The organism is Nonomuraea sp. NPDC050556 (assembly GCF_044457355.1).
Lineage (GTDB): Bacteria > Actinomycetota > Actinomycetes > Streptosporangiales > Streptosporangiaceae > Nonomuraea.
On sequence record NZ_JBITGU010000005.1, the window covers coordinates 401,187 to 424,736 of the forward strand.

28 protein-coding genes and 1 tRNA gene are annotated in these 23,550 nt (G+C 68.6%); 13 read left to right on the forward strand and 16 right to left on the reverse strand.

The features are described from left to right. Positions 1-99: 99 nt before the first annotated feature. From ACIBG8_RS44130 to ACIBG8_RS44145, 4 genes are read left to right on the forward strand one after another with little or no spacing between them, the layout of a single operon-like run. On the forward strand, positions 100-2,157 hold the full coding sequence (locus ACIBG8_RS44130; protein ID WP_397349249.1) for a nitrate- and nitrite sensing domain-containing protein: 2,058 nt from the start codon (positions 100-102) through the stop codon (positions 2,155-2,157). After that, positions 2,154-2,561, forward strand: coding sequence for a roadblock/LC7 domain-containing protein (locus ACIBG8_RS44135; RefSeq protein WP_397349250.1), 408 nt, complete (start codon positions 2,154-2,156; stop codon positions 2,559-2,561). Before ACIBG8_RS44130 ends, ACIBG8_RS44135 begins: the two co-directional genes overlap by 4 nt. Then, positions 2,558-2,917 (forward strand): DUF742 domain-containing protein, encoded by a 360-nt coding sequence (locus tag ACIBG8_RS44140; protein WP_397349251.1) that lies wholly within the window; start codon positions 2,558-2,560, stop codon positions 2,915-2,917. Before ACIBG8_RS44135 ends, ACIBG8_RS44140 begins: the two co-directional genes overlap by 4 nt. Next, positions 2,898-3,464 carry a GTP-binding protein gene (locus tag ACIBG8_RS44145; protein WP_397349252.1) on the forward strand — a complete coding sequence of 189 codons (567 nt, stop codon included), beginning with the start codon at positions 2,898-2,900 and terminating at the stop codon, positions 3,462-3,464. Before ACIBG8_RS44140 ends, ACIBG8_RS44145 begins: the two co-directional genes overlap by 20 nt. A 42-nt stretch (positions 3,465-3,506) precedes the next feature. Here the strand turns inward: ACIBG8_RS44145 and ACIBG8_RS44150 are convergent, their stop codons facing one another. From ACIBG8_RS44150 to ACIBG8_RS44165, 4 genes are all read right to left on the reverse strand, one after another. Then, complete coding sequence (locus ACIBG8_RS44150) at positions 3,507-3,884, reverse strand: DUF742 domain-containing protein (RefSeq protein WP_397349253.1); 378 nt, start codon at positions 3,882-3,884, stop codon at positions 3,507-3,509. After that, positions 3,881-6,085 carry a nitrate- and nitrite sensing domain-containing protein gene (locus ACIBG8_RS44155; RefSeq protein WP_397349254.1) on the reverse strand — a complete coding sequence of 735 codons (2,205 nt, stop codon included), beginning with the start codon at positions 6,083-6,085 and terminating at the stop codon, positions 3,881-3,883. Before ACIBG8_RS44155 ends, ACIBG8_RS44150 begins: the two co-directional genes overlap by 4 nt. 63 nt (positions 6,086-6,148) lie before the next feature. After that, the gene (locus ACIBG8_RS44160) at positions 6,149-6,811 is read right to left on the reverse strand and encodes a DUF998 domain-containing protein (protein ID WP_397349255.1); all 663 of its coding nucleotides are present in this window, start codon (positions 6,809-6,811) and stop codon (positions 6,149-6,151) included. Between the two features lie 51 nt (positions 6,812-6,862). After that, entirely contained in the window at positions 6,863-8,473 is a 1,611-nt protein-coding gene (locus ACIBG8_RS44165; RefSeq protein ID WP_397349256.1) for a TIGR02452 family protein, read from the reverse strand. A 210-nt stretch (positions 8,474-8,683) separates the two neighbouring features. On the opposite strand from ACIBG8_RS44165, the gene ACIBG8_RS44170 reads away from it, so the two are divergent. Beyond that, the gene (locus tag ACIBG8_RS44170; protein WP_397349257.1) at positions 8,684-9,262 is read left to right on the forward strand and encodes a hypothetical protein; all 579 of its coding nucleotides are present in this window, start codon (positions 8,684-8,686) and stop codon (positions 9,260-9,262) included. Positions 9,263-9,268: 6 nt separating this feature from the next. On the opposite strand, the gene ACIBG8_RS44175 is transcribed toward ACIBG8_RS44170, so the two are convergent. Together ACIBG8_RS44175 and ACIBG8_RS44180 are read right to left on the reverse strand one after the other, a co-directional pair. Further along, positions 9,269-9,457 carry a hypothetical protein gene (locus tag ACIBG8_RS44175; protein ID WP_397349258.1) on the reverse strand — a complete coding sequence of 63 codons (189 nt, stop codon included), beginning with the start codon at positions 9,455-9,457 and terminating at the stop codon, positions 9,269-9,271. Between the two features lie 64 nt (positions 9,458-9,521). After that, positions 9,522-9,971: a MarR family winged helix-turn-helix transcriptional regulator gene (locus ACIBG8_RS44180; RefSeq protein ID WP_397349259.1), complete on the reverse strand. Its 450-nt coding sequence runs from the start codon at positions 9,969-9,971 to the stop codon at positions 9,522-9,524. A gap of 43 nt (positions 9,972-10,014) precedes the next feature. Here ACIBG8_RS44180 and ACIBG8_RS44185 point away from each other — a divergent pair, with 43 nt between their 5' ends. Next, positions 10,015-10,521 carry a VOC family protein gene (locus tag ACIBG8_RS44185; protein WP_397349260.1) on the forward strand — a complete coding sequence of 169 codons (507 nt, stop codon included), beginning with the start codon at positions 10,015-10,017 and terminating at the stop codon, positions 10,519-10,521. Here ACIBG8_RS44185 and ACIBG8_RS44190 read toward each other — a convergent pair. Then, on the reverse strand, positions 10,518-12,998 hold the full coding sequence (locus ACIBG8_RS44190) for a YhgE/Pip family protein (RefSeq protein WP_397349261.1): 2,481 nt from the start codon (positions 12,996-12,998) through the stop codon (positions 10,518-10,520). The two genes, ACIBG8_RS44185 and ACIBG8_RS44190, sit on opposite strands and share 4 nt — an antisense overlap. Further along, complete coding sequence (locus tag ACIBG8_RS44195; RefSeq protein ID WP_397349262.1) at positions 12,995-13,618, reverse strand: ATP-binding cassette domain-containing protein; 624 nt, start codon at positions 13,616-13,618, stop codon at positions 12,995-12,997. The genes ACIBG8_RS44190 and ACIBG8_RS44195 overlap by 4 nt, the downstream gene beginning before the upstream one ends. An 85-nt stretch (positions 13,619-13,703) precedes the next feature. On the opposite strand from ACIBG8_RS44195, the gene ACIBG8_RS44200 reads away from it, so the two are divergent. Both ACIBG8_RS44200 and ACIBG8_RS44205 read left to right on the forward strand, forming a co-directional pair. After that, a complete protein-coding gene (locus ACIBG8_RS44200) occupies positions 13,704-14,096 on the forward strand; it encodes a hypothetical protein (protein WP_397349263.1) in 393 nt (130 codons plus the stop codon). Positions 14,097-14,157: 61 nt separating this feature from the next. Beyond that, the gene (locus ACIBG8_RS44205) at positions 14,158-15,051 is read left to right on the forward strand and encodes a transposase (protein WP_397349264.1); all 894 of its coding nucleotides are present in this window, start codon (positions 14,158-14,160) and stop codon (positions 15,049-15,051) included. 21 nt (positions 15,052-15,072) lie between these two features. Here ACIBG8_RS44205 and ACIBG8_RS44210 read toward each other — a convergent pair whose 3' ends face one another. The 3 genes from ACIBG8_RS44210 to ACIBG8_RS44220 form a co-directional block, all read right to left on the reverse strand. Beyond that, a complete protein-coding gene (locus tag ACIBG8_RS44210) occupies positions 15,073-16,338 on the reverse strand; it encodes a TIGR04013 family B12-binding domain/radical SAM domain-containing protein (protein WP_397349265.1) in 1,266 nt (421 codons plus the stop codon). Between the two features lie 10 nt (positions 16,339-16,348). Then, a complete protein-coding gene (locus ACIBG8_RS44215; protein WP_397349266.1) occupies positions 16,349-16,894 on the reverse strand; it encodes a hypothetical protein in 546 nt (181 codons plus the stop codon). A gap of 74 nt (positions 16,895-16,968) precedes the next feature. Further along, entirely contained in the window at positions 16,969-17,199 is a 231-nt protein-coding gene (locus ACIBG8_RS44220; RefSeq protein WP_397349267.1) for a hypothetical protein, read from the reverse strand. A gap of 37 nt (positions 17,200-17,236) precedes the next feature. Here ACIBG8_RS44220 and ACIBG8_RS44225 point away from each other — a divergent pair, with 37 nt between their 5' ends. Beyond that, the gene (locus ACIBG8_RS44225; RefSeq protein ID WP_397349268.1) at positions 17,237-17,851 is read left to right on the forward strand and encodes a hypothetical protein; all 615 of its coding nucleotides are present in this window, start codon (positions 17,237-17,239) and stop codon (positions 17,849-17,851) included. Positions 17,852-17,981: 130 nt separating this feature from the next. On the opposite strand, the gene ACIBG8_RS44230 is transcribed toward ACIBG8_RS44225, so the two are convergent. Continuing rightward, entirely contained in the window at positions 17,982-18,119 is a 138-nt protein-coding gene (locus tag ACIBG8_RS44230) for a hypothetical protein (protein WP_397349269.1), read from the reverse strand. A gap of 246 nt (positions 18,120-18,365) precedes the next feature. Here ACIBG8_RS44230 and ACIBG8_RS44235 point away from each other — a divergent pair, with 246 nt between their 5' ends. Next, positions 18,366-19,187: a protein phosphatase 2C domain-containing protein gene (locus ACIBG8_RS44235; RefSeq protein WP_397349270.1), complete on the forward strand. Its 822-nt coding sequence runs from the start codon at positions 18,366-18,368 to the stop codon at positions 19,185-19,187. Between the two features lie 6 nt (positions 19,188-19,193). Here ACIBG8_RS44235 and ACIBG8_RS44240 read toward each other — a convergent pair whose 3' ends face one another. The 3 genes from ACIBG8_RS44240 to ACIBG8_RS44250 form a co-directional block, all read right to left on the reverse strand. Continuing rightward, a complete protein-coding gene (locus ACIBG8_RS44240) occupies positions 19,194-19,418 on the reverse strand; it encodes a hypothetical protein (protein WP_397349271.1) in 225 nt (74 codons plus the stop codon). Positions 19,419-19,680: 262 nt separating this feature from the next. Next, a tRNA-Ser gene (locus ACIBG8_RS44245) sits at positions 19,681-19,769 on the reverse strand. A 131-nt stretch (positions 19,770-19,900) separates the two neighbouring features. After that, on the reverse strand, positions 19,901-20,461 hold the full coding sequence (locus ACIBG8_RS44250) for a YceI family protein (RefSeq protein WP_397349272.1): 561 nt from the start codon (positions 20,459-20,461) through the stop codon (positions 19,901-19,903). Positions 20,462-20,556: 95 nt separating this feature from the next. Between ACIBG8_RS44250 and ACIBG8_RS44255 the strand changes: the two genes are divergently transcribed. Beyond that, a complete protein-coding gene (locus ACIBG8_RS44255) occupies positions 20,557-21,063 on the forward strand; it encodes a MarR family winged helix-turn-helix transcriptional regulator (RefSeq protein ID WP_397349273.1) in 507 nt (168 codons plus the stop codon). Here ACIBG8_RS44255 and ACIBG8_RS44260 read toward each other — a convergent pair. Next, complete coding sequence (locus ACIBG8_RS44260; RefSeq protein WP_397349274.1) at positions 21,032-21,517, reverse strand: SigE family RNA polymerase sigma factor; 486 nt, start codon at positions 21,515-21,517, stop codon at positions 21,032-21,034. The genes ACIBG8_RS44255 and ACIBG8_RS44260 overlap by 32 nt on opposite strands. Positions 21,518-21,718: 201 nt before the next feature. Between ACIBG8_RS44260 and ACIBG8_RS44265 the strand changes: the two genes are divergently transcribed. Continuing rightward, positions 21,719-22,669, forward strand: coding sequence for a hypothetical protein (locus ACIBG8_RS44265; protein WP_397349275.1), 951 nt, complete (start codon positions 21,719-21,721; stop codon positions 22,667-22,669). 3 nt (positions 22,670-22,672) lie between these two features. Next, complete coding sequence (locus ACIBG8_RS44270; RefSeq protein ID WP_397349276.1) at positions 22,673-23,461, forward strand: MauE/DoxX family redox-associated membrane protein; 789 nt, start codon at positions 22,673-22,675, stop codon at positions 23,459-23,461. The last annotated feature ends 89 nt before the right edge of the window (positions 23,462-23,550 follow it).

The following is a 23,550-nucleotide window of genomic DNA, read 5'->3' on the forward strand; positions in this document are numbered from 1 at the left end:
TTACGGAGGTTCATTCACACAAAAGTGGAAATGCGCCTCGCACTCCGAGGTTGGGACATGGGCTCGAGAAACCGGTCGATTCGGTTCAAGATCTTTTTGTTGCTGCTTCTACCTCTACTGTCCCTGAGCGCGCTGTGGGGCTTCGTCCTCAACCTCACCGTGGGCGACGGCCGGGCCCTGTCCCAGGCCAACACCCTGTACGAGACCATCGGCGTCACCTCCACGGACTTGGGAACGCAGCTGCAGGCGGAGCGTGCCCGCTCGGCGATGGCCGTGACCACCCGTAAGCTCACCGAGGACCTGGGCGAGCAGCGCGCCCGCACCGACCGCTCGGTCACCGCCTTCCACAAGGCCGTCACGAAGGCGGGCGACGCGGTCGGCACCGACCTGCGCGGCTCGCTCGACGCGCTCGGAGCCGAGCTCGGCAGGCTCAGCGGCATCCGCGCCGACATCGACGGCGGGCAGAGCTCGCGGCTCGGCGCGATCAACGAGTACAACCGGGTGCTCGACTCGCTGCTGCACCTGTACGACCACCTCTCGACCGTGCCCGACCTGCCGATCTTCCAGCAGGCCTCGGCGCTGCAGACGATGGGCAGCGCCCGCGAGATCATCGCCAGGGAGAACGCGCTCGTCAGCGCCGCCCTGGTCGACCGCACCATGACGGACGCCGAGGTCGCCGCGTTCGCCGAGTACGTCTCAGCCCGGGTGTTCCTTCACGCGCGGGCCAGGTCGGCGCTCGACGCCACGTTGCGCGTGCCGTACGACAAGCTCTTCGGCGGGCCGGAGTTCGCCTCCTACGCCCTCGCCGAGGGGCGCATCGTCGCCACCGGGGCGCCGCCGGACGACGGGCGCCGGTGGACGGAGACCCTCGCCGAGGTCAGCACCGAGCTCGACCGCATCGGCGTCGCCTCCAACGAGATCCTGGCCGCGCGCTCCGCCGACGTCGCGAGCAGCGTGCACACCAGGATCGCCATCGCGGGCGGCGTCGGCCTGCTCGCCGTCGTCGCCTCGATCATCATCTCCGTCCGCTTCGGCAGGCGGCTGTCCGGCGAGCTCGCCGGGCTGCGCTCGGCCGCCCTCGACCTGGCTCAGGCGCGGCTGCCCAGCATCGTCGAGCGCCTGCGGGCCGGCGAGGAGGTCGACGTCAGGGCAGAGGCGCCGCCGATCAACGTCAGCGGCTCCACCGAGATCGTCGACGTGGCCCGGTCCTTCGGCACCGTGCAGCGCACCGCCGTCCAGGCTGCCGTCGGCCAGGCGAACCTGCGGCGCGGCGTCGCCCAGGTCTTCCTCAACCTCGCCCGGCGCAAGCAGGGACTGCTGCACCGCCAGCTCACGCTGCTCGACGGCATGCAGCGCCGTACCCACGACCCGGACAGCCTGGAAGAGCTCTTCCGCCTCGACCACCTGACCACCCGCATGCGCAGGCACGCGGAAGGCCTGATCATCCTGTCCGGCGCCGCGCCTGGGCGCGTGTGGCGCAGGCCCGTCTCCGCGCTCGACATCGTCAGGGCGGCGATCGCCGAGGTCGAGGACTACACCAGGGTCAGCGTCGACACGATGCCGCCGGGAGCCGTCGACGGCACGGCTGCCGCCGACCTCACCCACCTGCTCGCCGAACTGGTCGAGAACGCCACCATCTACTCCCCTCCCGACACCGCCATCGAGGTGCGCGGCGACACGGTCAGCAACGGCTACGCCATCGAGATCGAGGATCGCGGGCTCGGGCTGACCACGGACGAGTACGCCGCCTACAACAAGCTGCTGACCGACCCGCCCGAGTTCGACCTCGCCGACAGCGACAGGCTCGGCCTGTTCGTCGTCGCCAGGCTCGCAGAACGGCACGGTATCCAGGTGATGATGCGCGCCTCCCCCTTCGGCGGCACGCTGGCCATCGTGCTCATCCCGCGCAAGCTGCTCGCCGAGGCGGAACAGCCACCGCCGCAGCCGCGCCCGCTCGCCGTGGTGAACGGCGAGTTCCACGCCGGCCTCCCCAGGCGGGTACGGCAGGCCAACCTCGCCCCACAGCTCAAGGCACCGGAGCCGGAGCCACCGGTCAGTGAAGAACGCTCGCCGGAAGAGGCGCGCGACCTGTTCTCCGCCTTCCAGCGGGGCACGCGGCGCGCCAGAGAAGAATCCAACGACGAGGGGGAAGCATGAGCACGCCCATGACCAACACAGGTGAGCTGAACTGGCTGCTGGACGACTTGACCACAAGGGTCGGAGCCGTACGGCAGGCGGTCATCCTGTCGACGGACGGCCTCGTGGTCGGCTTCTCCAAGGGCCTGCACCGTGACGACGCCGAGCACCTGTCGGCCGTCGCGGCGGGCTTCCAGAGCCTGGCGCGAGGCGCTGGACGCCATTTCGGCGGCGGTGACGTGCGGCAGACCATCGTCGAGATGGAGTCGGCCTTCATGTTCGTCACCGCCGCCGGGCAGGGCACCTGCCTCGCCGTACTGGCCGACTCCGACGCCGACGTCGGCCACATCGCCTACGAGATGGCGATGCTGGTGAAGCGGGTGGGCCAGCACATCACGACCAGTCCACGTACGGCCGCGTCATGACGGAACCACGGTGGATGGACGAGGACGCGGGGCCGATCGTGCGGCCCTACGCGCTCATCAACGGGCGCACCAGGTCGTCGGGCGAAGGCCTCGACCTCATCGCCACCGTGACGGCGACCGGCGTGCCGGTCGCCGGCCTCGGGCCCGAGCAGGAGCACATCCTGCGCGTGGCCCGCTCCCCCATTTCCGTCGCCGACGTGGCCGTCGAACTCGACCTCGCGGTCGGGGTCGTCCGCGTCCTCATCGGCGACCTGCGTGACCAAGGACTCCTCTCGGTGTCGTCGCCCTCCTCCGCGGCACCGCGGCCGAGTGAGCGCATTCTCAAGGAAGTGATCAATGGACTCCGTGCTCTCTGAGGACCCCGTCGCGCTGAAGATCCTCGTCGCCGGTGGGTTCGGGGTGGGCAAGACCACCCTCGTCGGCGCGATCAGCGAGACCAAGCCGCTCAAGACGGAGGAGGTCCTCTCCGACCGCGGTGTGGGCATCGACGACCTCGACGGCGTAGAAACCAAGACCACCACGACGGTGGCCATGGACTTCGGCCGCATCACGATCCGCGAGGGTCTGGTCGTCTACCTGTTCGGCACGCCGGGGCAGGAGCGCTTCTGGTTCATGTGGGACGAGCTGTCGTACGGCGCGCTGGGCGCCGTAGTGATCGCCGACACCCGGCGGCTCACCGACTGCTTCCCCTCGATCGACTACTTCGAGCAGCGCGGCACCCCGTTCGTGGTGGCGGTCAACTGCTTCGACGGTGCGGCCAAGCACAGCATCGACGACGTCCGCATCGCCCTCGACCTCGACCCCGAGGTGCCGGTGCTGCTGACCGACGTGCGCAGGCGAGCCTCGGCCAAGGAAGTGATGATCACCCTGGTCGAGCACTCGCTCAGGACGCTGACTAAGTAGATGGCGACGCTGCGCGCCGCAGCTGGGTCGCTCTGAGCCCAGCTAAAGCGCCCTGAGCCCGCTGATCACCTCGCGGAGGAGGCTCTCCGTCGGGGTGACCGCCGACGCCTGCGGCGGGCGCACCTGCAGCAGGCCGTAGTCGCGCAGGTCGCCCACGAGGACCCGCACGACCCCCACCGGCAGGCCGAGGACGGAGGCGAGCTCGGCCACCGGCTTGCTCTGGTTACGCGGGAGGTGCCCCATCAGCCTGCGGTGCTGGCTGCCCAGGTCGGCCTGCGACGGCGGCTGCACGCCCGTCGCGGCCACCACGGCCAGCAGGTCGATCGCGGTGGACGCGGTCCTGGTCCGCCCGCGCGTCATCGCGTAGGGCCGCACGACCGGCCCCGCCTCCTCGTCCACCCACTCGGTCTCGCCGCTCACGAGTCGGAACCCCCATCATGGTCGCTGTCCTGCCGTCCACGCTGCCAGCCGGACTGCAGCGAGGACAGCAGCGCCCTCGCCTCCTCCGGTGACCGCTCCTCCGCCTGAGGGACGGCTTCTTGCGGCTGCTTGAGTCGTTGGGGCAGGTTCGCCTGCCGTACGCGCCTGGGGAGCTCCCGTTCGGGCGTGGGAGCGGCCTCCAGCGGTCTGGGCGCGGCGTTCTCCACCGGCTTCGCCGTGCGGGTCCTGCGCGGCAGGCCGCCGTTCTGGTCCGGCTGCCTGGTGGGCATCACGGTGACCGAGACCAGCTCGCGCTCCGGCGGCGCGGTCGGGGCCACGTCGATCAGTGCGGACGGCACGAGCACGATGGCCGTGGTGCCGCCGTAGGGCGAGGGCTTGAGCGTGACCGTCACGTGGTGCTTGGCGGCCAGCATGCCGACCACGGCGAAGCCCAGCCGCTCGGTGTGGGCCAGGTCGAAGACCTGCTGCCCGGCCAGGCGCTCGTTGATCGCCTGGCGGGCCTCGGCGGTCAGGCCCAGGCCGCGGTCCTCGATCTCGACCGCGAAGCCCCTGCCGACGAGCTCGCCGCGCACCGACACCTCGTTGCCCGGCGAGGAGAACGTGGTGGCGTTCTCGATCAGCTCGGCGAACAGGTGCATGAGGTCGGCCACGGCCGCGCCGGACACGCCGCACTCGGGCATCGGGTAGACCCTGACCCTGGTGTACTCCTCGACCTGGGCGGCGGCCCCGCTCAGCACGTCCTCGAACGGGATCGTGCCGCGCCACCTGCGGCCCGCCGTACCTCCGGACAGGAGGACCAGGCCCTCCGCGTGGCGGCGCATGCGGGTGGTGAGGTGGTCGAGCCTGAACAGGCGCTCCAGCGCCTCCGGGTCCTCGGTGTCGCGCTGCATGTCGTCCAGCAGCTTGAGCTGGCGCTGCACCAGGCCCTGGCTGCGCCTGGCCAGGTTGCGCAGCGCCTCGGCGATGCTCTCGCGCAGCCTGGCCTGCTCGACGGCCGCGTCCACGGCGGTGCGCTGGACGGTGTCGAAGGCGTTGGCGAGGTCGGTGACCTCGCTCGTGGACCCGTCGGCCACCGCGATCGGGGGCGCCTCCCTGTCGATGTCGACCTGCTCGCCCTTGCGCAGCCGGTCGACGACGCGCGGCAGCCGCACCTCGGCCAGGTCCAGAGCGGTACGGCGGAGCCCGGCCAGCTCGCGGGTGATCACCCGGCCGACGCGGATGGAGACGAAGATGGAGAAGATGACCGCGATGAGCCCGAGGACGCCGGCGATGCCCGCCCGCGCGATGATCGCGATGCCGGCCGGCTTCATCCTGCCGAGCAGCTTGTCGCCCGTGCTCCACACGCCTTCGGCGTACTGCTTGAGCACCGGGTCAGCGGTGCCGCGCCACAGCTCGATCGGGGTCCTGGTGCCGGCGACGTAGCCGTTGAGGTAGGTCTCCATCGTCGTGTACTGCGAGGACGTGGTCGCCTTCACGAACGGCGCGCGCAGCTCATCGTCGAGGTCGCCCAGCGCCTTGGGCAGCAGGAACGTCCTGGCGCCGTCGATCCTGGCCAGCAGCCTGGTGTCCTCGTCGCCGAGCTTGCCGTTGGCCGCCACGACGAGCGCGTGTTCGCGGCTGAGCAGCTCGCGCACCTGGTCGGCGGCGATGAGGCCGGTGGCCTGGCGGTAGAGGTCGACGTCCGTGCTGAGCGCGAAGGTGGCGTAGAGGCGGTGGACGGCGTCGGAGACCGTGGCGTACTCGCTGACGAGCTTGCCCGGGGTCATCCCGCCGTCGTCGACCTGCCGCCTGATCACCGCGAGCCGGTCGATCGCCGTGAACAGCGCGGTGAGCTGGGTCTTCATCTCAGGACTCAGCTCGGACTGGACGCCGTCGGCGTTCGCCTGCTCGGTGAGCGTCTTCCTGATCTTGTCGGTGCCCGCCCTGGCCTGGGCGACGGCGGCCGGGTCCTTGGGGACGCCGGCCATCCGCTCGGCCGAGGCCAGGCGCTCCGTCTGTAACTGACCGACGAGCGCGTCGGTGTTGTTGATCACGCTGGTCCAGATGGTCTGGATCCTCAGCAGGCCGAACGCCTCGCCAGAGGTCGTTCCAGCGGCGAATCCCCACAGAGCGACCAGGGAGATCAACGGGATGACGAGCAGCGCCGAGATCTTGAATCTGATGGATCTGCCCGATGCCATGACACCCGCTCCCGGATAGAAGATCGCGGGAGAGGATAGCACTGATACGCCAGAGATTGTGATCTATTCGTGAGAAATGCGGGGATATCTCATGAAGTGGAGGCTGATGCTCTGCTGCCAGGTCAGCTGCACCAGCCGTACGGCCAGCGCCCCGAGCAGCGCCACCTCGGCGCCCAGCAGGACCCGCTCCACCAGCCCGATCATCACCCGGTCGCCGGGCATGGCCACGTAGGTGATCGCCAGCAGCCCGAACCCGCCCGCCAGCGCCAGCCACTCCACCGGCCTCGCGACGGCCTTCCAGCGGGCGTCCGCGTTGAACCGGGGCACCAGCATCGCGCCGGCCAGCGGGAGGCTGACGAAGGCGGCGACGGAGACGTAGCGGTGGATCTGCGCGGTCAGGTCGAGGTCGAAGCCGATGGGCGTCGTGGGGACCAGTGCGGCGACGATGAGCGCCACGCTCCAGACCATGAGCAGCTTCTCCGGCGCGCCCTTGATCGGCGCGCCCGCGTTGCGCAACCCCTGCAGCAGCGCCAGCAACCCGAGGCCGAGCACCGCCATCGCCACCTCGGTGATGCCACCCCGGTCGGACACGGCGTATTCGCTGATGGTGATGTTCATGGGGTCGAGGTAGGAGTCGGGGCCGAACTGGCCGACAACCACCGCGATCACCGAGAAGACGATCGCCCCGAGGGCGATCAGCGGATACGTGCGCCTGACCTGCTTCATACCTCTACCCTCCCGCTGGAGGGCGTTCGAAACATCAGGCGGAACCCTGAGTCAACCCCGGAAGACCCTGCGGAAAGCACTCAGGGCCGGCTCCCCGACCACGGCGAAGACCACCCGCTCGAACGGCGCGCCCTCCAGCCGCGCGCGGAAGGCCTCGGCGATCACAGCGGGATCGTTCCCCGCCCCGCCGCACCCCCAGGCGCCCAGCACGAGCGTGCGGTGGCGGTACTCCTGGGCGACCGCCAGGAGGTGCCAGATCCGCTCGACGAGCGTCTCGTGCAGGTTCTCTTTGCGCGGTGGCCCGGCCCCAGGCGCGACCGCCGAGAGCACGGACACGGTGTACGGCTCGGCCAGCAGGGCGCCGTCGTCGTCCCTGAAGACGCGCACCACCGGCGAGTAGGCGACGTGATGGCGGTAGAGCGGGGCCACCTTCGCGTCCTGGACGGCGTAGAAGGCGCTCGCGGCGCGCAGCGACAGGTGCAACGTGGTCGCACGGACGAGGCTCGTCTCCTGCGCGTGCTCACCCCCGGTGAACCCGTTTCCGAGCGGTCCTGGCGCGGCGAAGTTGAGCACGAGCACCCCATCGCCCAGCCTGGCCGCCGCCTGGAGTGTGGTCTCCTCGACCACCTCGACGCGCGTGACGGCCTTTGTACGCCTCCAGCTCTTGCGCACTGTGCCTTCCTCGCGGACCACTACCTGGTCGGTCTTCTCGCCGAGCTCGACCTGCTCCCCGTCACCGTTGACGTACCACCCGCGCTCGATGATCTCCATCGTCTCCGCGGTCAACCGGGCCGCCCGCATCTCGGCGGGGGTGGGCGGCGTGCGCAGGGTCGCCATCGCCGCTTCCGGATTCATCTTGAGGTCCTGGCGGTCGTACCAGTGGCGCAGCTCGGGCTGGGTCAGGTTGCGGACCTCCAGGTGACCCCTGAACTTGACGATCATCAGCGAGCCGACCTGGACGACGGCTTGACTGCCTCCGCGCAGGAGCTTCACCAGGCTGGTCGCCGCCACCTCCTGCCACTGGGTCAGCCCGTTCGCGGTTCCCTCCAGGGCGGCGCGGAGCAGGGCGGACTGCTCGGTCGCGCTCGCCGAATCGGGCAGCGACCCGCTCCGCCTGCGCGCGCCGAGCTCCCTGCCGTAGCGCAGGCCGAGCCGCGAGCTGTAGACGATCTCCAGCTCGAAGGCGGGGATGAGGTGCTCCAGGGCGGTGAGTACCGCCCTGACGAGATCCCGGTCGGGCACGTAGATCCAGATGGGGAAGCCGATGACGGCTGCCTCCTCGTCGAGCAGGGCATCGGCGGATCGCTCCCAGTTGACCCAGCGCCTGTCCGCGCGCACCTCGTCGGCGGAGCCGTACATCGGGAAGACCCTGCTCAGCCCGGTGATGCGGAACTGCTTCATCACCCGCTCCGAGGGCCGGATCAGCGCGACTTCCGAGCCGCGCGCCCAGGCCCGCTTCAGGCCGCCGACGAGCACGCCCATGCCCGTCGAGTCGAGGTATTCGACCCGGGTCATGTCGATGACGCAGATCTTGGGCGCTGCCTTGTTGAACAGTGTGATCAGCACCTCACGCAGCTTGGGCGCCGTGTAGACGTCGATCTCGCCCACCGGGGTGACAAAGGCCAGCCGTCCCTCGATGCGGACGTCGACTGCCAGATCCACGCCATCTCCCGCCCACGCGCTCTTGACCATCGTAAGCTCAGGACGTGGACAGACGCCTGCCTTCCCGGCGGTCCGACCTACGGCTCGTCCCCATCTCGCTTGCCCTCACGGTGACCTTCACGCTGGCCGCACTCACCCTGGCGGCCGTGGTCGTCGGCGGCCTCTGGCTGACCGGCGTCGCTGGCCGGGGGGCTGCTGTCGTTCAAGGGCGTGCAGTTCTTCGGCACGGCGACGGGGTTCGCCGACGCCTCCTTCGGCGGGGCGGACGTGCGCTTCGACCACTGCAGGTTCGCCGCCGGGGCGATCCAGTTCGAGCGCGCCGGGTTCAGCGGGGGGCGGGTCTGCTTCGACAGCGCGAGGGTGGCAGGGGCGGAGGTCTCCTTCGCTCACGCCGCGTTCACCGGTAGCGAGATCTCCTTCCGGCAGGCGTGTTTCCCGTCAGGGTCGTCCTCGTTCGCCGACGCGCGGTTCTCGGCAGGTTCTGTGTCGTTCGCCGGCGCCGAGTTCACCGGGGGCGACCTGCTGTTCGAGGGGGCGTGTTTCGAGGGGGCGAGCGTCGGGTTCCGCGGGGCGTGGCTGTCCGGGGGGCGGCTGTCGTTCGACGGGGCCGAGGTGAGCGGCGGGTCGCTGGATCTCCGCTCCGTGACGTTCAACGGAGGTGTGGCCGACTTCAGCGGGGTGCTGGAGTGGACGCCTGGGGCCCTGCTCGCGCCGTGGGAGAGCCCAGGGCTGGTCCCCCCGGCGGTGCCCGGCGACAGCCACCGGGCACCTCCCTTGGTCGCGGACTAAGGGCTGCTACAGGCCGGAAGGGTCGCGGCCCACGCTGATCTCCTCGGCGATGCGGAGGATCTCGGACTCGGCCACCCCTGGGGCCTTGGGCACATATCTGAGCAGCGCGTCGACCACCACCGGCACGGGCTGGCCCGCGTATCGTGCGGCAACACCGTGAACCGCCCTGAACAGCGCAGTATCGAGATCCGTCATCTTCCCCGTCTCCTCATTCGGCTTCCCGGGGTCACGCTACGACGAGCCGCCGACAGTTTTCGCGCTACGACTCCAGCGTGTTCCGCACCGCCGTACAGATCTCGTCAAGGCTGCGCACCTGAGCGGGGGTGAGCGCGTCGAAGAGGCTGCGCCGTACCTCCTCGACGTGGCCGGGCGCGGCGGCCTCCAGGGCGGCGAAACCCTCGTCGGTGAGGTGGGCCACGAATCCCCTGCGGTCGCTGGAGCAGGGGGCGCGCTCGACCCAGCCGCGCTCCTCCAGGCGGTTGACCGCGTGCGAGAGGCGGCTCTGCGAGCACTGGGCGCGTACGGCCAGGTCGCTCATGCGCATGGAGCGCCCCGGGGTCTCGGAGAGGGCCACGAGGATCATGTAGTAGGTGTGCGGCATCCCCGCCTCGCGCTGCAACTGCCGGTCGAGGGCCTCGTTCACCAGCTGCGTGGCCGCCAGGAAATTGCGCCACGCGCGTTGCTCGTCATCATCCAGCCACCGCGTCATGGAGGTATAGTACTTGAGAGTTCAAACACTTAGGGAGTGAATCATGCCGGTCCAGCGGCTCAACCACGCGGTCCTGTACGTCAGGAACGTCGAGCGCAGCGTCGCCTTCTACCGCGAGGCCCTCGGCTTCGAGGTCGTGATGGGCATGCAGGGCGCCGCGTTCCTCCAGGCGGAGGGGTCCAACAACGACCACGACCTGGGGCTGTTCCAGATCGGCGACCAGGCGGGCCCCACGACGGCCGGCCGTACCAGCGTCGGTCTCTACCACCTGGCCTGGGAGGTCGACACGCTCGACGAGCTGGAGCGCATCGCGCTCAAGCTGAGCGAGCTCGACGCCCTCGTCGGCGCCTCCGACCACGCCACCACCAAGGCCCTGTACGCCAAGGACCCCGACGGGCTCGAGTTCGAGGTCTCCTGGCTGGTGCCCGCCGCGCTGATCACCGACGACGTCCTGACCGCGCGCAAGGGCATCCAGCCGCTCGACCTGGCGGCCGAGAAGGCGCGGTACGGCGGGCAGACCAGGGGCGGCGTCGGCATCTCCGTGTCCTAGAGGGACAACACCGGGTGGAGCCGGGTCACGCTCCACATGCGCCGTTTGCGCGCCGCGATGGTCGAGCACACCAGCCCGAGCGCCAGGAACAGCACCAGCACCCCGGCCGCCTGGTAGACGGGCACGACGTACCCGCCGCTGATCAGCCTGCGCAGCGCCGAGACCACCCACGACATCGGCAGCCACTTCGAGATCGCCTGGAAGAACTCGGCGGACGTCTCCACCGGATACGTGCCTCCCGCCGAGGTGAGCTGCAGCATCAGCACCGCGAGCGCCACCACCTTGCCCACCGGCCCGAGCAGCGCGTTGGCCGCCTGCACCAGGGCCATGAACGCGGCTGAGGCGAGCGCGAGCAGCGCCAGCATGCCCGGCCAGTTCTGCACGTGCAGCCCGAGCCCCCACTTGAGCACGGCAGAGATCGCGCCCACCTGCAGCACGCCGAGCCCGGCCGCGGGCAGCCACCCGGCGAGCGCCGCCCGCCAGCTCGGCGTGGCGCTGGCGACGACGCGCGGGTTGAGCGGGCGCAGCAGCATGTAGGTGATCATCGCGCCGACCCACAGGCTGAGCGGCAGGAAGTAGGGCGCGAACCCGGTGCCGTAGTTGGGCACGGGGTCGTCGATCCTGGTGTTCACCCTGATCGGGTCGCTCATCATGTCGGCGCGCTCGGAGCGCTCCGTCGCGTCGTAGTCGGGGATCTGGTCCTGGCCGTCGCGCAACGCGTCGGCGAGCTTGTTCGCGCCCTTGTCGAGCTCCCCCAGCCCGCCCTGGAGCTGTACGGCGCCGCCGTACAGCTTGGCGAGTCCCGCGTCGAGCTCGCCCGCGCCGGCCGTCAGCTTGATGAGGCCCGCGTCGAGCTGGTCGGCGCCGGTGACCAGCTTGCCCACCCCGTTGTCGAGCTTGGTCACTCCGCCGACGAGGGTGCCGATGCCCTTGTCGAGGGTGCCGGCGCCGGTGGCGAGCTTGCCCAGGCCGCCGTCGAGCTTGACCGCGCCGTCCTCCAGCTTGGCCACGCCCTCGCCGAGCTTGATCACCCCGGCGACGGCCTGCCCGGTGCCCTTGTGCAGCTTGGCCGCACCTGCGGCGAGCTTGCCCAGACCCGTGTCGAGCTGGTTGAACTTGTCGCGCGCCTCCTCCAGCTTCTTGCCGAGCGTCGGCGCCTCGGCGGCGAGCAGCCGCGCCAGCCTCGCCACCTCCAGCGCCCGCCTCTCGAAGTCCTTGAGCTCGCCCAGATGCTCGCCGACGAACGCGTCGACCCAGTCGGCCAGCTCGCTCAGCCTCTTCGCCGCGTCGACCGCCGCCTTGAGCAGCGCCTTCAAAGCCGGATCGAGCTCGGGATGGGCGTCCATGTACGCCTTGAGCTCCTGGTACGCCTTGTCGGCCCGGAGCCTGGCCGCGTGCACCCGGTTCGGCAGGTCCTCCAGGCAGTCGGCCAGGAAACCCGCGGCGTCCGCGACGAACAGCGCCATCCGCTGGATGTCCTTGCTGTTCTTGTTGAGGAACGGCACGGCCACGTCGGCGACCGAGTTGACCACGCCGCTCAGGCGGTGCACCTGCGAGTAGACCTCGGCGTTGCCCGCCGCTAGCTGGGCCGCGCCCTTGTCGAGCTGCGCGGCGCCGTCGGCCAGCTTGCGCACGCCCTTGCCCGCCGTACCCAGGCCCGCTGCGAGCTTGCCCGAGCCCTGCTTGGCCGTGATCAGGCCGGTGAGCAGCTTGCCGGCGCCCTGCTGGAGCGCGTTCGCGCCGTTCACCAGGGCGCCCGTGCCCTGCTTGGCGGTGCCGAGCCCGGTGGCCAGCGCTCCCGCTCCCTTACTGGCTGTGCCGAGCCCGTCGTGCAGCGTCTTTGTGCCGGTTTGCGCTGACGACAGGCCGTTGACGAGTTGTCCTGCTCCGCCGTACGCCTTGCTGGAGCCGTCGGCCAGCTTGCCCGCGCCGTCGGCCGCCTCGCCCGTCGAGTCGTGCAGCTTGGAGAAGGCGACGAAGATGCTGTCGAGGTATTTGCTCACGGCGCTGTGCGCGGCGCTGGCCTGGACCTCGGCGAAGACGGCCTTGGCTATCGTCTCGATCAGGTAGCTACGGCCCTGGTCGATGTGCACGTCCAGGTATGCGGGCTCGGGCGTGCCGTCCTTGTCCTTGGGCGACTCGACCTTCTGGGTGAAGTCGGCAGGGATGGTGAGGCTGACGTAATAGCGGCCCTCCTCGACGCCCAGGTTCGCCTCCTCGGGCGAGACCTCGTGCCAGTCGAAGATCTTCCTGTCGATCAGCTCGTCGGCCAGCTCCTGGCCCTGGCTGCCCTCGTCCAGCATGACGAGCGCCGCGGGGAGGCGGCTCAGGTTGTCCTGCGGGTCCCAGAACGCCCACAGGTACAACCCCGCGTAGAGCAGCGGGATGAGCACGATCGCGACGATGGCCGCGCGGGTCAGGCGGCTGCGCGCGAACCTGCGCAGCTCGAACCTCCCGAGCCCCAGCGCCGGGCTCATGCCCGGTCCAGCGGCAACGTGACGACCTGGGTGGCGTTGGGCGGCGGGTCCACGCAGGCGGCGATCACCGTCTGGCTGAGCCGTGTGAGCGGTTCCCACACCGCAGCGTGGCGGTCCGCTGTGACGCCCCTGCCGACGTCGTCGACCAGCACCACCTCGGGCCGCTCCAGCAGCGCCAGCGCGACCCCGAAGTGGATGATCTGCACCGGGTCGAGCTCATCCGCCGTCATCTTCGGGTCGAGGTCCAGGCCTACGGCTTTGAGCGCTTCCGTCATGCGGCTTCTGGTCGTTTTCGGCAGCATCCAGCCCTGCCCGGTGAGCCGCTCACTGACGTGCTCGCCCACGGTGAGGCGCGCCTCCAGGTCATTGACCCCGGGGAGTACGGCGAGCGCCGCCACCTTGTGGATGCGCCGCGGTTTCACCTGGCCCGCGACGGTGACCGTACCTTGGGTTGGTTTCATCCGGCCGGCCAGCGTGAGCAGCAGGCTCGTGCGGCCGCTGCCCGACGCCCCGGCCACGGCAACGAGGCTGCCCTGCTCCGCGGCGAACGAGACACCACGGTAAACCCAGCCCTGCGGCCCCTTCAGCGACAGGGCGGCAGCCTCGACATGCTTCGACACGAAACAGACCGTCCCACCCTTCAGGTGGAAGGCTTGCTACGCCACCACGGTGTTTTCCGGGATTTGGTGGAGTTACCGTGGCAATATGCCGAGCGATCCCGACCACGTCCTCGACGCCATCGACGGCGTCGTCGACGACTGGGAGGGGCTGAGCGCCGACTCGATGCGCTGGGCCCCTCCACAGGTGGAAAAACCGTCAACCTTGCAGGACGACCTCTTCCGCGAGGCGTCCGAAATCTTCGGCCCGCTGGTCAACACGGTGACCGAGATCTTCCGCCCGTTCAGCGGGATGCTGGAACGCGCGCTGGACCTCCTCGAAGAGCCCTCTGAGCCGTCGCCCTCCTTGGACGTTCCGCCCGAGACGGACTCCTGCCAGTGCCTCTGCTTCCGGCACGAGGACCAGCCGGGCGTCTGCACCGGGATCGCCACCGGTTCCGCCGACGGCATCCCCATGTGCTCCTCGTGCATGACGGCCTAGATCGCTGATGTGAAATGCGTGATTGGCTGCGGACATGTCGAAGGGCGTCCATGGTCGGTGTGTGAGAACTGACCTAGACGCCCTTCTGATCGCACTCTACGTGCATCTGGACGATCACGTCATGCCTTCCCGGCAAGGCCCGCGACGGCGGGGCCGGCCGCCGGTGCTGACCCCGGCCGAAGCGGTGGTCGTGGCGGTGGCGCAGGTGCTGCTGCGCTGCGATCAAGAGCGCTACTGGCTGCGGACGGCCGCGGCCCGGATCGGTCATCTGTTCCCGCGGCTGCCGTCCCAGGCCGTCTACAACCGGCAATTGCGCGGCCTGGGCCCGCAGATGTCGGCGGCGGCGTTATGGCTGGCCCGCCAGATCCCGACCTGGCACGAACCACTCAGGCTGATGGACGGTACCCCGGTTCGCTGCGGCGCCTCACGAGTGACGGTCAACCGCTCCGCCCTGGGCGAGATCGCCGGATACGGCATGGACAAGTCCCACCACGCCTTCTACTGGGGCGCCAAACTGATGCTGATCACCACCGCCGACGGCGCGGTGACCGCCTTCAGCCTGGCCTGCCCCAAAGAACTCGACGAACGCAAACAGGCTCTTCACCTGCTGCACATCCACCCAATCGCGCCCGGGCCCTGCCCGATCGTCTGCGACAAGGGCTTCGCCGGCGCCGGCATCGAGAAAGCCGCCGCCGACCTGGGCCACCCGCTGATCCGGCCAACCCGTGACGACGAACCCGCCCATCGTCCGTTCCCCGGCTGGCTACGCCAACGCATCGAAGCGATCATCTGGACCCTGAAGAACCAACTCGGCCTCGAACGCCACAACGCCCGCCACACCGACGGCCTCTGGGCACGTATCAGCCAGCGCATCCTCGCCCTCAACACCGTCATCTGGCACAACTGGAACACCGGCGCACCCGTGAAACGGTCCCTGACCCCCTACGACCACTGACCCGAATTTCACATCAACGATCTAGCCCGTACGGCGGCGCCGGGTGCGGCGGGGGTAGGCCTTGGCGGTCTCGGCGAGGCGCGCCGAGTGTTCCGCCTGCTTGCGCCAGTGGCCGTACGCGTCGCCGCGCTGGGCCAGGCGGTCGAGGTCGCGCATCGTCTCCAGCGGGATGAACGCCGGAGCCGCATCCCGCCACGGGGTGCCGGGCAGCGGCATGAACGTGTGCGTGTGGATGCGCGCGCCCATCTCCACCAGCTCCTCGGCCAGCCGTAGCGACTCCGCCTGGTCGGCCGCCTCCTCGCCCGGCATGCCGAAGATGAAGTCGACGTTCGGGCGGAAGCCGTACTCCAGGGCGATCCGTACGGCGTCGCGGACCGGCTGGGCGCCGTGACCTCGGCCCGAGCTCTTCAGGATGCGGTCGGAACCGGACTGGGCGCCGATGATGATGTTGTCGTTGGCGACGTAGCGCTTGAGCAGCCGCATCGCCTCGGGGGTGACGTGCTCGGGGCGGATCTCCGACGGGAAGCTGCCGAAGAACACCCGGCCGTTGGGTGGCAGCGCTTCCTTGACCGTGTCCAGGAGTTCTTCGACCGCGTGGAGGTCGGGGTCCGGTCCGGCTGAGCCGTACGACATCGAGGTGGGGGTGATGAAGCGGACATCACGCAGGCCCATCTGCACGACGTGCTCGCGGACGCTTTTGACCGAGCGGTGGCGGAACTGGCCGCCGAACATGAACGGGGTCTGGCAGAAGCGGCACGTGTAGCGGCACCCGCGGGTGATCTCGATCGGCCCGTTCTTCTGCGTGGGGAAGGAGTTGAAGGCGTCGAGCGGCAGTTGGGGCGCCGGCGGTGTGCGCAGAGCCGTGCCGTCACCGTCCTTGATCGCCAGACCTGGGACCTCGGTGAGCTCGGTCCCTTCCCTCAGCGCGGTGACCAGAGCGATGATCGTGGACTCGCCCTCGCCTATCGCCGCCAGATCCCAGCCCTGGTCCAGGACGTGTTGGGGTTCTGCGGTCGCATGTACCCCGCCCGCTATGTGCCGTGCGTTTTCTCGCTTTTCGATGGTGTTCAGCTCGGCGGCCATGGCTTCGGCGTCGGGAGAGTAGAACGACCAGAGGACGAGGACCTCGTCCGTGGTGGCTTCCGCGATGTGCTTGGCGGTTTCTTCAGGCGTGGTGCCGAAGCGGAGTTCGCACGGTGTTTTCGCGGATTGCAGGGCGGCCAGGAGGGCGTGGATGCCGTACGTCACGGCTTTGCGGTAGCGGACGACGACGGTCACATCTCGCACACGCCGCAGCCTATTGGACCCACCACCATCCGTCCCCGAGTTCCCATCGCGCATGGCCGAGATCGCCCGCTGCGGTCTGGAGGACGCCTTGCGGGCGGTAGGCGATACCCACGCCCGTCTCCGCCCGCCAGTCCTCCCAGACGGGGAGATAGAGCGTGTTTCCTTGGGGCCGTACCTCGCCGTTCATGGTGAACCAGCCCATCCACGCGGGGACGGTCAGGGGGCGGCCGTTGTCGAAATCCTCGGCGAGGTGGCGTAAGGAGTCGCGGTGGAGCCAGAAGTTCGTCTGCACGAATGCGGTGTTCCAGTCGGCTGTCCTGACGAAGGCGCCCAGGCCTGTCCCGACGATGAGCGCACCGATGAAGAAGGCGTATTGCTTAAGCCTGAGAAAGGAGAGCCACACCTTCGCGTTCCACACGATCACCCACAGCCAGGCGAACACGAGGATCAGCAGGGAGAGAAACGTCAGCTCCCTGGTGATCGGAAGCCAGAAGAACTCGACACCTCCGAGGAGGAGCCAGCCGGCGGCGGCCATGGACATCTGAAAACGAGGCACCGCCCCACCTTCGCGCACGGCGGCCGGTGATTTCCGGATCTGCACAACCCCTACACAAGATCCCTACGCGGGGTTCATTTCCGCTGGAGAGCCGCTTCCAGGCGCAGGGCCAGCCCGGTGACCGTCACGAGCGCGAAGACCCCGAGAACCTGCCACGGCGGCTCACCATCACCAACCACCAGCGCCCCGCCACAGAGCACGAGCCCGAGCACAAGCGCCACCGTGCCGAACGCGTAGGTCGCGTCGATCCCCTGCGGGTCATACGGCGGATCGATCCGCCGCGACGGCTTCTCCGGCTGATTCACACCCGCAAGCCTCCCACGAGGGTGCGACACTCGGCGAGTGGAGAAGGCGTTGGAACGACTGCGCGAAGCGTTCGCCCGCTACCCACGCCGAGCCGTACTCGAAGGCTGCCCACACTGCCGAGGCTCGGTGACCGTGGACGACCACGACCTTTTCTCCCTGACCATCAGCCTGGGAAACACCGTAGGAACCAGCGACGACGTGAAAAGCTTCGTCCCCTTGCTGCTTGAACGCCTAACTGTTGGCTATGAGCTGGACCCGAGCATGGTCATGGCCAAACTCACCCAAGAACACTGGCGAACCTGGCCAACAGCCGAACAGAAGGCAATCGACGACTACCTGATGGCGGTGTGGCGAACCCTGCTGACCACTTACCCCGCAAAGCTCGGCAGCTTGAGCAACGCATCCGATTTCCTGAGCACCGTAGAAGCGGACGACTTCCTCAAGGAGTGGGACAACACCCAAGGCATAGCCCCCGACCGCCACCTGGCCTCATTGGTGGAAGCCTGGATCCACGACCCCACACTCCCAACCCAGGTCATCAACTGGTTGCGCCGAGACGTGATCCGCGAACGCCTGTACAAGGCATTCGAACGAGACCACACGGAGCCCTGGTCCAACGATTTCGCCCGCGCCCACGACTACCTGACCTGACTATGTCTCCTCAGGCACCGCGTCGCACCACGCTCGCTACCCAGCCACAAGGCTCAACTCCACCTCGGCCACCTGACCGCCTGGTGGGTTATCGCGACCTTCTCTGAGCCTGAGGTCGCCGCCGGAGGCGCTATTTACGGCCGCGCAGCAATGTCACAGTCAGCCAGATGACGGTGGGGAGGAGCAGCAGCAACAGCGCGATACCGCTCGCGACGAGAAGTGCGTCGTCGCTCGACGACGAGTAGATGAAGGCATCGTCGTCGTCCATCCTGTGACGGTATCGGAAGAGGGGTTCGGTGTCGTCGTGTGGAAGCGGCCCGAGAACGGCCCCCAGGCCGCACAAGCAGCGTGCGTCCGAGCGCAGCGCTTAGCGGCCCCGCCCCTTGATCCATCAACGGCGGGTGAGGAGGATCGGCGAGACCGGTCGTACGCGTGGACTACGACCCCACGACCGGGGAACCAGTCAGGTCCGAACTGGCAGGGTTCGCTCTACCACTACGACGAGGAGGAAAAGGTGCACGCCACCTTCGCCACAGCGCCGGCGCCCGGCCGCGCCAACGAGGACTACGTCGCCACCGCGTCCGGCATCGCCGTACTCCTCGACGGTGCAGGCACTCCCCCAGGCTCCGAGTCCGGCTGCACCCACGGCGTCGCCTGGTACTCCCACACCCTCGGCTCCACCCTCCTCGCCTCCATGACCCAACGCGCAGACAACCTCACCGAACTACTCAGCGACGGCATCAAGGCCGCCGCATCTCTCCATGACGGCACGTGCGATCTAGGCCATCCCGGCTCCCCGTCCGCAACGGTGATCATGCTCCGCCGTACGGCCAGCACTCTGGAATGGCTCGTCCTGGCGGACTCGACCCTCGTCCTGGACGTCATCGGTACGGCAGAGCCAGTGGTGATCACCGACGACCGCGAAGCGCAGATCGGAGCCCGCTACCGCGCAGCCATGGACGCCCTCGACTCCGGCAGCCCCGAACACGTCCAGGCCCACCGCGAGTACGTCGAAGCCATGCGCGCCCACCGCAACCACGGCGGCGGCTTCTGGGTCGCCGCCACCGAACCCCTCGCCGCCGAACAAGCCCTATCAGGCAACGTCCCCGCCGACCAGATCCGCGCAGCTGTGCTCCTGAGCGACGGCGCATCCCGCCTGGTCGACCGCTTCCACCTCGCCACCTGGCGACAGGCCCTCGACCTGCTTGACCAGCACGGCCCCGACGCACTCATCCACCAGGTCCGTACAGCAGAGCACTCCGACCCCCACGGCCACCGCTGGCCACGCGGCAAGACCTACGACGACGCCACCTGCGCATACATCGTCGATCTCTAGCCGACGTCAGCTCAGGCGTTCGAGCCGCTGGATCCAGTCCTGCAGAGCCGCATGGACCTCGTCTCGGTCATAGCCTCTGAGCACCAGCTCGAAGAGCCCGTTGTCCATCTCGGCGCGCAGGTCATCCGCAGTCATCTCGCCAGAGCCAGCCAGCGACCGCTCAACGCGTGCTTCCAGCTCGTTGACCTGCCATCTGTTGTAGCCACGGAACCGAACCTTGAAATCTGGCACATGCGGATCATGACAGACCCACCGTCTAGCTCGCGAGCGGACAATTCATGCTCACTCGACAGAACGCCTAGTTCCTGTCGGCAAGATCTCACCACCTCAGCGCCTTCTCCGCGCGGGACCTCAGGTCCTCACAGCACCACGCAAGCTGCCTGCGGTGGCCCGCCACAGCAGGACCGGGGGCGGGTGGGTGGGCGGGTGGAGGGTGGGCGGGCGGAACGCGAAAGGCCCTCACCCCATGAAGGGTGAGGGCCTTTCCGACCTGCGGAGGATCGGGGATTTGAACCCCGGATGGTGTTGCCACCAAACCGCATTAGCAGTGCGGCGCCATAGACCTGACTAGGCGAATCCTCCCGGTAGCCACGCGGCTCAGGACAGCGTACCGGCCTTCTGACCATGCAGCAAAGCGATACCCCAAAGCGTCGTCACTCCAGGTTATCCACTGCCTGTGGGTAACGCTGTCCAAGCCTGTGGACAACCACGACCTACGCCGGGTTAGCCTCGCCCTCGATCTCGATCTTCACGACCTTGCCCACCAGCACGCCACCCGTCTCCAGAGCCGCGTTCCACGTGAGTCCGAACTCCTCGCGGTCGAACTCGGTCTTGATCGAGAACCCCCAGACCTCCTGCCCGTAAGGGTTCGTCCCGGCGCCGCCGTACTCGACCGTCAGCTCCACTTCCTTGGTGACGTCACGGATGGTGAGGTCGCCGGCGACGGTGAACTCGTCGCCCGAGTGGCCCACGACGCGGGTGCTCTGGAAGGTGATCTCGGGGAACTTCTCCGCGGCCAGGAAGTCGTCGCTGCGGAGGTGGCCGTTGCGGTCGGCGACGCCGGTGTCGATGCTGTCCGCCTGGATCGTCAGCTGTGCGGACGACTCCAGCGGGTTCTCGGCGATCGTGACGGATCCGGCGAACGAATCGAACTTTCCGCGTACCTTGCTCACCATCATGTGCTTGACCACGAAACCGATGTTCGTGTGCGCGACGTCCAGGTTGTAGGTGCCGGCGGCGGGGATGGACAGGCCTTCCCAGGTACGAGTGCTCATGATGTCTCCCTCAGAGATGCTTGCGGTGCGGATGTTTGCTTCAACAAAGGTCTACATGAGGAATATTCCGCTCGTCAACTAACGTCCTCTAGAGTATGAACGTGCTCCCTCTTGACGACCCTCGGCTGACGGCCATAGGCCTGCTGGCCGAGGTCTACGCCGGGCTCTCCGCCCGGTTCCAGCCGGTGTTCGCCGGCGCCGGGCTTTCCGAGATCGACTTCGAGACGCTGATCAGGCTGGGCCGTTCACCCCGACAGAGCCTCCGGATGAGCGACCTCGCCGCGCAGACCGGCCTGTCCACGAGCGGGGTCACCCGGGTCGTCGACCGTTTGGAACGTGACGACCTGGTGGCCCGCATCGCCTGCGCCACCGACCGGCGCGCCTCCTACGCCACCCTCACCGACAAAGGCCGTGAACGCCTCTTCAGTGTGTTGCCCGGTCATCTTGCCGACATCGAGGACAACTTGACCGGGCTGCTCGGCGACGAGGAGCTGGCGACGTTCCTGACCACCTTGCGAAAGATCAGGGATGTCGTACGGCCCTGCGCCACGGCCGGCGCCGATCTGGAGGCTAGGGCGGACGCTGAAGGAGTTCGTCTCTGAGCTTGGCCATCGCCCGCGAGACCGTGCTCTTCACCGTCCCCACGCTGATCCCGAGCCTGCTGGCGACCTCCGGCTCGCTCAGATCCTCGTAGTAGCGCAGCACGATCGCCGCGCGCATCCGCGGCGGCAGCCGTTCGAGAGCGGCCTCCAACCCCTCGAACGAGGAACATTCCCACGAGACCGGCTCGGGCAGTTCCTCGGACGGATACTCCTCCAGCCTCCGCCGTCGCCACTGCGAGATGTTGATGTTGACCATCGCCCGCCGGACATATCCATCCAGGGCGCGAAGATCCTGGATGCGATCCCAGGCCAGGTAGGTCTTCGTGAGCGCGCTCTGCAGCAGATCCTCCGCGTCACACGCGTGCCCGGTCAGCTGGTGCGCCGTGCGCAACAGAGCAGGGCCACGAGTCCGGACGTACTCGTGGAACTCCTCATCTTCCCTGACAGTCTGCATCGACGTCAGAATCGCAGCCGGATGCCCTGTTCAGGCTGAACCGGAATCCAGGATTTGTCCCTCCGACATTAAAGGTCGGTCAAGGTGGGTGGCAGCTTTGCCACCCACCGGTTGTCAACACATTCCACCGGGGATGCGTATTTTGCTCTCTTCCGAGGTGTACGACATGAGCCGCGCTCTAAGTCGTGTGACGCTATGAATGTGACAGGATTTCCGAGCGTGGAGCGCAGAAGAGCACTCGCCGCTGCCGCTCTCGGCCGCGAGGTGGGCATCGCGGGCCCCGACCCCCAGGGCGGAGACCCCCTACACGCGGTGACCGGTGTCGTCCTCGACGTCAGTCCCCATCTCATCCTGCTGGAATCCGCGGAAGGCGTCGAAGAACGCCTGGTGATCGCGCCCTGGGCCACCGCCTGGCACGGCCAGGACGTCGCCCCCGCCGATCTCCCGGTCGGCGCCCAGGTCACGATGCGTACGCTGCGCGAGGGCCGGGTCGTCGAGCGCATCTGGGCCGACACCACCCGCGCGACCGGCACCATCGTCTCCATCGAGGGACGCAAGGACGTCACCGTCGAGCTCGACTGCGGCCCGCATCGGGGACGCAGGAGCATCGTGATCCCCTACCGCGCCACCGGCCGCCTGCGGGTACGGCATCCGCAGTTCGAGCCCGGCTTCCTGTTCGACGCGATCGGCATCAGGCAGGACGGCACGACCAAGGCGCTGCTGCCCGCCACCTCGCAGCCCGCCTATCCGGCGCGAGCCGTACCGGCTCCTCCTCCGGCGTACGGGGGGGTGCAGTCGCGGATCTCGGGCACGGCGACCTGGTCGGACGCCTTCGACGAGGACGAGCGGGGCGCGGCCTACCCGATGGTGGAGCGTTCCGACGCCGGGTGCCCGGACGCGGAGGTCTCGTGTGTCGGCCTGCCGTACCTGGCCATCGGCTCCTTGCTGCAGGTGCGGAACGTGTGCGCGGACCGGTCGGCGAACATCCCGATCGTCGCGTGCGGCTGTATGGCCGGTCGGTTCTGCGACCGGTGCGTGGAGTGCGGCACGTCGCCGCGGGGGCGGATCGTGGAGCTGTCGCCCTCGTCGTTCGTCGAGCTGGGTGGGGACCTGACCAAAGGGTGCTTCAATGCCCGAGTCGGATTGGGGTGAGACGTGTTCGAATCGCAGCTGCCGGTCCTGGTCGCGCTGCTGGCCATGGGCGCCGGCGCGAAGCTGGCCACCGCGCGCAAGGACGTGGAGCCGGGTGGGCTCACCAGGCTCGGGCCCGCCGTACTCGTGCCTGACAGGTTCCGCACGCCTGCGATGATCTTCTGCGCGGGCGGCGAGCTGTTCCTGGCGACGGGTCTGCTGTTCTCCACCCATCCCTTCTTCCGCTGGGGCTCGGTCGCGTTCTTCGCGCTGTCGACCTACGTGTTGTGGGAGCTGCGCAGGCGCCGCCCCGACGCCGGGTGCGGCTGCTTCGGCGAGGTGAGCGCGGCGCCGGTCGGCCGCAGGTCGCTCGGCAGGACGATCGCGCTGACCGGCATGGCGATCGTCTCGCTCTGGTCACCGGTCGCCGGCCTGGCCGCGGTGCTCAGCCCCGGCTGGCTGACGCTGGCCGGACTGCTGGTCATCGCGGTGCTCTCGCCGGAACTGGAGGAGGCGGTCGACCGGTTGCGCTACCGCGCGCCATGCGAGCAGCGCCCGGGCGTGGAAAGCGTCAGCCTGGCGCGGCTGAAGTCCAGCAGCACCTGGCGCGCACATGCCGATGGTCTGCTCTCGACTGATCCCTATGACAGCTGGCGTGAACTGTGCTGGCGCTTCTTCGTCTTCCAGAACCATGACAAAGCCGACGTCGTCTTCGCCGTCTACCTCAGCGGACGGCACCCAGCAGTGCGCGTCGCCGTCGTCGGGACGGACGACAGCGGGTCTCTGCCGGAATATACGGCTGTATCGGCCTGACGCTAGACAGCCCAATACAACGCGATATCAACCTCTCTTGGCCTATCTAGCTTCCCCACTAGACAGGCCAAGAGAGAGCTTTACAGGCC